The following is a 6,591-nucleotide window of genomic DNA, read 5'->3' as shown; positions in this document are numbered from 1 at the left end:
AGGGGGTGCTTGGAAGCACCCCCTGACTCGCAAACTGCGACGGCAATAGGTTGTTGTGGTTGCCCTCTTCTCGCCTTGCTGTGTGGTGCTGTGGGGAAACTATTGAACGCGACGCAATGGCATCTCAAACTCGACCGGGCGTTTCGTGACGGCGTAGTCAGGCCCAGCAAGCGCAGCATTCACGAACAGCGTGCCGGCGGAATCGAGCATGCCGTATTCCTGATGAATGTGACCGAAAACGTGCAGGCGAGGCCTGACGCGGCGAACGGCCGCCAGCAACTGGTCGCATCCCTGAGACTTCTTCTGCCGCGAAGCCCTGTCGAGAATTCCCCGCAGCGGACCGTGGGTGATCAAGATATCTGTGTCCTCGGGAATCCGGGAGAACAGCGCCTCCCGCTCTCGATCTGTAGCGGGCCCGAAAACTCCCCAGTCATTGGGCGTGCATGGAGAGCCCCATATTCTGATCCCTTGCATCACAGTTCCTTCGTTGATAAGCAGAGTTGCCTCGGTGATGAGTTCGCGGAATGCGGGATCAACAAATCCGGAATCATGGTTGCCGGGGATCAGCACCTTGCTCCTGTGCGGCAATTGCCCCAGCCAGTCATTGAAATCCTGGATAGCGAAAGTGCTGCCGTTGAAGAAGGTGAAATCCCCGGCGTGAACGAGTAAGTCCCCACCAGGGACCTTAACGTCGCGATGGTGACCGTGAGTATCGCTCATCAACACCAGGCGGATCGTGCTGGCTCTGTTTTCCGACTCGGCTTTCGAATTCAATGCCGCCTCCCTTCCCGTCGTGTTAATGCGAATGGTTCTGCCCAAACTGCCGCACCACGTTCCTGCGGCTATGACGTATCGGCGAGGCACAGAAACCACACTTGGGTACAGTTGGGTACACTCGAGTGAAATGTTGCGTAAGGAGGTTGTGAGAGCAAGTCTTTTAATATCAGTAAGTTACCTTAACCAATGCATCTCCTGGGGGTAGAAGAACGAGGGGCTTTCGCCCCTCAGTTATCTTGCTGATTCTACTTGCCTTTCTTACGCCTCTTCCGAAGCAGAATTTTGGGCACATTGGGTGCATCAGACGGCAACTCGAACCCAAATCCGAACTCCTCTGCTTTCTTCAGGCGGAAGGGCCTGTCCAGCCCGATCCTGTCGTACCAGCCACCCATTTCATCCCGGTCGTCCTCGTCCTCGCCATCGCCGTGCCCCAGCCAGAACTTGCGCAGACCTGTCGGGCATCCTGTGAAGTTCCGGAGATACGTGATGCGGAAGCGGCGGAATATGTGGGTGCCGGCATCGGAGCTTTGATCGTAGTCATTCTCATAGCCGAGCGCCGCTAACTCTCGGAGCAGATGCTCACGCACGCAGGTATAGCTGATCGGCTTGTCCCCAAAAGCGCCTGGGAACAAGAATCCAGTGGTGCGCCCATCCACGAACCATCTCAACAGCGCTGATATGGCCGGATGCAGATCTACCTGGCGCCAGCTTGCTTCTGTCTTGAGCCGAGCTTCGACGACACCTCCGTACACCTTCTGTTCGATTGAAATTGTGCGGAAATCGGGGGAGATATGCTTATCGATCTCGACAGCCAGTATTTCCCCGATCCGTGCGCCTGTCGCACCCAACAGAATGAAGAGAACGCGGTAGATGATATTTTCAATCCTCGCCAAGCCGGTCATGATCTCGGGGAGGATCGCTGGCCTCTTAGTGTTCTTCGTGGTGACCACTGGCACCTTTGCGAAGTGGTTGTTCCATTCGTACGGATAGAGCTGTTTGCCGTGGACATCTACTGCTGACCCTACAACTCGCTTCATGAACGTAACAATCCTGTTTATAGTCCCCGGCTTTAGCGGCCCCCTCTCCCTAGACTCTTGCTGTTCGTCAGAATTCTCGATTAGCATTTCTTACTCCTCTCGGGTTATTCCTTTCGGGTTGGCATCGGGCCGCCTTTCTTCATCCAGGCGACCAGGTCTTTCAAGTGCGTGTTGTTGATTTTGTCGAGCGGCAAATCTCCCAGCATCGGAAGCAACCACACCTTCAAGTAAGAGGCCGAATTGCCCTGCGTGGACCGCGCTTTAGGGTCGTTCGGATCTTTGAATTCCTGCATCAAAGCCTTGGCCTGCTGCGCGAATGTCGGAACAGGCGGCTTGAAGGGCTCAATGACGTAATCGCCGGATCCTCCTTTTTCCTCACCTTCGACTACTTCGTCGTTTCTGCCTTCGATCGCCGCCATCATCTTGCAGGCCTCGTGATAGCACTGCGAATCGTTCAGCCAGCGGGGATCTGCAGGATCAATCGGGGAAATCTTGAAGCGTCTGAATACACGTTTCACTTGGCCCTCGACATCGACGCGCGCCCGGAACGTGTACCAACCGCCATGTGGCTCGATCTTCACTTTCTGGCCCCTGCGCGCCGACATACGCTTACCTCTCTTTCGTTTTTTGTGCGAGACAGCTGCTGGAGCAGCCAGGTTGGACCTGTCGCTCAAAGCGGCGATCAGGTCGGATACGGGACGGGACGGATCCCAACTCGAAACCAGCGCGCTAATGTCGCGGAGGAGGGCGGGGTCCTGCGGGGCAGCAGGAGCAGTACAGGATGAATTGAGCATTGTTCGGTCTCGTGCTTTCGTGGCGCTGCGCACCGGCGTTGTCGCCGGCGGCGATCGCTTGGTTGGCTTCGGCGACGGACCAGGTCCACGCCAAATGGGTTTTGGGATGGACCGGAATGCCGGACAGATATTGGGCATGAACGGAAATCGCCGAGCTGGCGCTGTGGCGCGTTTCCGCCGGATCGCTCCGGCGCGCCGAGACCCCGGCGGCGATCAACGTTAAGGTGCGCACTGGGCGCGGCTCGGAGAGCCCCGGCGGGAACAGCCGCTCCATGACGTTGCCGGCCCCAGTGAAAAATGAGAGGGGGAATGGTCTCTTGCCCTGCCGCAGTGCGCCCTCCGGATCGGCCACGGCTGGGCGGATCTTGGCGGCAAGGGTGCCGCCGAACTGCGGGAGATCCCAGAGCCGCGGGTAGCGCTGTTCCGGATAGAGGGGAGGCATAGCCTCTACGCCTTTCCCCGTTCGCGCTGCGACAGGTAGCTCTCGAGGCTGCGCGCGGTGTAATAGGGGCTGGGAGTGCTGGCTATGCCGCTACAACGATGGCAGGCAATCTTCCCCCTCCGGGACCATTCCCGGAGGGTGCGTTCGCTCTTGCCGGCGATCCGGGCGGCGACAGGCTGGTTGTACGCAAGCTGAAATCTCAGCCCGAGATCGCGGAGGCGGCGGCACAGCCGCGGATATTCGACGGAGATGCCAGCTGGCGATTCGTCTGGTGTTGTCGGCTCCAGATCCTCCAGAGCCGCCGGCAATCCGGACGGAAGCACCGCTCCCGCCGGCAAGGCGAGCCGGTAGCCCTGCGGTCCCCCCGCTTTTTGTTTTTTGCTTGCTGCCATCCTGGTCCTCCTGGGTGCGTGAGTCCAGTAGGCAACACTGATAAAGTGGCTGGCTAGATGTTCCAGATCACTATTTTTCAACGACTTACATAAAACTTTCAAAACTTCCGCTCGGGCACAGAGCTGGCAGAAATTCAAGTCCACGAGAAAAAAAATGATCTGAAATTTAGGGGCGAAAGGGCCTAAAGAGATCCACGCCATGCCCAGCTTCTTGAGCACGGCCGACACGCTCTGGAGCTTGAACTCTACCGATCCGCGGCTGCGCGGGAACCAGATCCCGCAGTGCCGCGTTATGCGCGGCACTGGCGTAGAGCCTGCCGGCCAGCTCGTCGGCGAGCATAGCGAAACAATCGGCGACGATCAGGTCCAGCTCGCCGCCGGTCCATCCGGCTCCGTACCTGGCTTCTTCTTCGCTCATCAGGCGTCGGAAACCAGGATAAACAGCGTCAAGCGGGCTGTGGATTTTGTTCGCTTTTTATTCGCTTATAGTGTGAGCATGGCCGACAAGAATGACCGGCGCCGCATTTATTTGTTTTTCCAACTTCGCAATGGCTGGCAGTGCCAGTTCCTGGAGCCGGACCTTAAGACTTCCCTGCCCCGCAAACCTGTATTGACCCATTCGGAGACGCTGATCGGGCTCGTCGAGCGCGGCGGCGGATTGCCGGACCTGGCCAGCCGCCAGGCTCTCGACCAGGCGATCGCCAAGGGGCGCGGCGGGGTTTTTCTCAATCTCCCCCAGGAACAGTACGAGCGGCTGCGGCAAAGGCGATAGAGCGACGGGTTATGAATCCGCAGTTCCATCCCACCGGCGGCGCCGGCGCGTACGCGTGCGTGGCCCGCTTCCCCGAGCCGCTGAACAGGCCCGACGAGCATGGCGATCCAGCGGTTCAACACGGCTAAACTTGGCGTTCGTCTCGGTGAACCGGATGAGGCGGCGGAATCGGCAGTCGTATAGATTCCGCCGCAGGTTGCAGGAGGCCCATATATGCCCACATGTATAGATGAGGCCACCTGATTGATCTTTGGGTCCCCAACCCCGCCATCACCGGCGTGATGAGCCCGTTCATCGGCGTGGGCCTGTTCTGCGCCGGCATGACGCTGTTCATCACCGGCGTGGTGCGGTTCATCGCCGGCTCGATGAGGCTGGCGCTGACGAGGGACGCTTCTCATGCACATGTAGTTGAGTCAGATGCTTTTTGACTCAAAGAGAGGGAGTCGCCGTCCTTATATAGGTTGGCCCAGCTCAACGAGCCGGATCGGCTCCCGAGTGATCCCGATCGGGAGCCGCGTGGCCCTGTTCGGCACCAGCATGACCCTGATCATTCACGCGATTTGGCTCCAGGGATGGGGATGTCGAGGATTTTGGCGTTGACTCGAGCATGGGTTCCCCCCAATGCAATTAGGAGATCTCGGAGATCGGCCAAAAGATCGGCCAATCTTTCGGCAATAGTCTTGCACCTGTATGAATATAAATAACTTATTTGTAGCCATAAACGGCCGGAATCCGCTCTTAATCGGAATGGCACTCAATATGGCGATCTCTGCAAGGATCGGCCAAAAGATCGGCCAAAATAACCAGAAAAATTCTTTAATGTTCTTAAAATGAATAGAGTCGAAAAGAAGAACTTCGGCCAATGTGACCTAAAATCGAATTATGGCGATTGAAACCCCTGATCGGATCGAGCCTGCGTTGCTCAATGATGCGCCGGTCGACATTATGGACGCGATTGCGGAGCTGGCTGCGAAAACAGCCGCTCTCGGTAAGGCACTACACCCGAAGACGGCCTCAAACCTTGCTGACTTGGTGCGCATCATGAACACCTACTACAGCAATCTGATCGAAGGTCACCACACCCGTCCGCGCGACATCGAACGGGCGCTTTCCGGCCAACTTGATCCTGATCAGAAACGGCGCGATCTTCAGCTTGAGGCCAAAGCCCACGTGCGCGTGCAGGCCGAAGTGGATAGGCAGTTTCGTGAAGGCACTCTCCCTGACCCAACTTCATCCGAGTTCCTGCGCTTTCTCCATCATGAGTTTTATCGCGATGCCCCGGAATCCATGTTGATCATCAAGGCAGAAGATCGCCAGTTCGTCATGCAACCAGGTGAATGGCGCTCACTACCGGAACACGACGTTCAAGTCGGCCAGCACTTGCCGCCATCGAGTTACCGGGTTCCTGATTTCATGCGGCATTTCGAGATTCGTTATCGCCAGCAGGAACTCGGTCCAGGATCGCGCATCCTGTCCATTCCGGCAGCACATCATCGGTTGAACTATATTCATCCGTTTCCCGATGGCAACGGCCGGGTGAGCCGACTGATGAGTCATGCCATGGCGCACGGCGCCGGCATTGGTGCGCACGGGTTGTGGAGTATCTCTCGTGGTTTGGCACGCGGAATCGAGAGTCGCAGTGAATACAAAAGCATGATGGATTATGCCGACACGCCACGCATGAATGATCTTGATGGGCGAGGCAATCTCTCGCTTCGCGCCCTAAAGGAATTCTCCCTATGGTTTCTGAGAGTGTGCCTCGACCAAGTTGCGTTCATGTCTGGTTTGTTCGAGATTGAGGGGCTGGCGGAACGCTTCAAGAAATATGTTGCCCAGAGTAGAAAGCTCAAGCCCGAGTTGATTTCGCTACTCTGAGTTGGCCCCTTTCGATGGTCTGATTTGGCCCCACCTGAAGGCGGCGCCCGTTATCTTGTTTCGGGGTTTCAGTTCCCGGAAACGAGGACGGCTTGGCCACAAGGAGGAGCAAGGTGGAGCTATACGAGCAGATCCGGCGAGAGTACGAGCATGGGGCCGGGACGATCCGCGCGGTGGCGAGGCGATTGGGAGTACATCGGCGGGAGGTGCGTCGGGCTTTGACCAGCGCAGTGCCTCCGGAGCGGAAAAGGCCGGAACGTGAGCGGCCGAAGCTGGCGGCGGCGCTGCCGTTCATAGACGCGATTCTGGAGGCAGATCGCCGGGCGCCGCGCAAGCAGCGACACACGGCACGCCGCATCTGGGCGCGTCTGCGGCAGGAGAAGCCAGAAGTCGCCGTTGCCGAGTCCACGGTCCGTGAGTATGTGCGGCAGCGGAAGCAAGCCATGGGGCTGCTGGGCCACGAGGTTTTCGTACCTCAGTCCTACCAGTTTGGCGGCGAGGC

At 57.9% G+C, this 6,591-nt stretch carries 8 protein-coding genes and 1 pseudogene; 4 read left to right on the top strand and 5 right to left on the bottom strand.

The genetic code is table 11. The features are described 5' to 3' along the window. Positions 1-99: 99 nt before the first annotated feature. The 5 genes from VMU57_RS08360 to VMU57_RS08340 form a co-directional block, all read right to left on the bottom strand. Positions 100-819 (bottom strand): metallophosphatase domain-containing protein, encoded by a 720-nt coding sequence (locus VMU57_RS08360; protein WP_325382358.1) that lies wholly within the window; start codon positions 817-819, stop codon positions 100-102. Positions 820-1,022: 203 nt separating this feature from the next. Then, positions 1,023-1,901 carry a site-specific integrase gene (locus tag VMU57_RS08355; RefSeq protein ID WP_325382356.1) on the bottom strand — a complete coding sequence of 293 codons (879 nt, stop codon included), beginning with the start codon at positions 1,899-1,901 and terminating at the stop codon, positions 1,023-1,025. Between the two features lie 17 nt (positions 1,902-1,918). Next, the gene (locus VMU57_RS08350; protein ID WP_325382354.1) at positions 1,919-2,395 is read right to left on the bottom strand and encodes a hypothetical protein; all 477 of its coding nucleotides are present in this window, start codon (positions 2,393-2,395) and stop codon (positions 1,919-1,921) included. Between the two features lie 148 nt (positions 2,396-2,543). Continuing rightward, entirely contained in the window at positions 2,544-3,050 is a 507-nt protein-coding gene (locus tag VMU57_RS08345; RefSeq protein WP_325382352.1) for a hypothetical protein, read from the bottom strand. Between the two features lie 5 nt (positions 3,051-3,055). Beyond that, the gene (locus tag VMU57_RS08340; RefSeq protein WP_325382350.1) at positions 3,056-3,643 is read right to left on the bottom strand and encodes a hypothetical protein; all 588 of its coding nucleotides are present in this window, start codon (positions 3,641-3,643) and stop codon (positions 3,056-3,058) included. On the opposite strand from VMU57_RS08340, the gene VMU57_RS08335 reads away from it, so the two are divergent. From VMU57_RS08335 to VMU57_RS23000, 4 genes and pseudogenes are all read left to right on the top strand, one after another. Next, on the top strand, positions 3,642-4,214 hold the full coding sequence (locus tag VMU57_RS08335) for a hypothetical protein (RefSeq protein ID WP_325382348.1): 573 nt from the start codon (positions 3,642-3,644) through the stop codon (positions 4,212-4,214). The two genes, VMU57_RS08340 and VMU57_RS08335, sit on opposite strands and share 2 nt — an antisense overlap. Before the next feature lie 281 nt (positions 4,215-4,495). Continuing rightward, positions 4,496-4,642, top strand: coding sequence for a hypothetical protein (locus tag VMU57_RS08330; protein ID WP_325382347.1), 147 nt, complete (start codon positions 4,496-4,498; stop codon positions 4,640-4,642). Between the two features lie 454 nt (positions 4,643-5,096). Then, entirely contained in the window at positions 5,097-6,089 is a 993-nt protein-coding gene (locus tag VMU57_RS08325; RefSeq protein ID WP_325382345.1) for a Fic family protein, read from the top strand. A 113-nt stretch (positions 6,090-6,202) separates the two neighbouring features. Further along, positions 6,203-6,591: pseudogene (locus VMU57_RS23000) on the top strand (IS21 family transposase); the annotation flags it as partial.

Source organism: Edaphobacter sp. (genome assembly GCF_035532915.1).
GTDB lineage: Bacteria > Acidobacteriota > Terriglobia > Terriglobales > Acidobacteriaceae > Edaphobacter.
The sequence above is the reverse complement of the archived record's forward strand: the minus strand, read 5'-3'. Positions and strand labels throughout refer to the sequence as shown.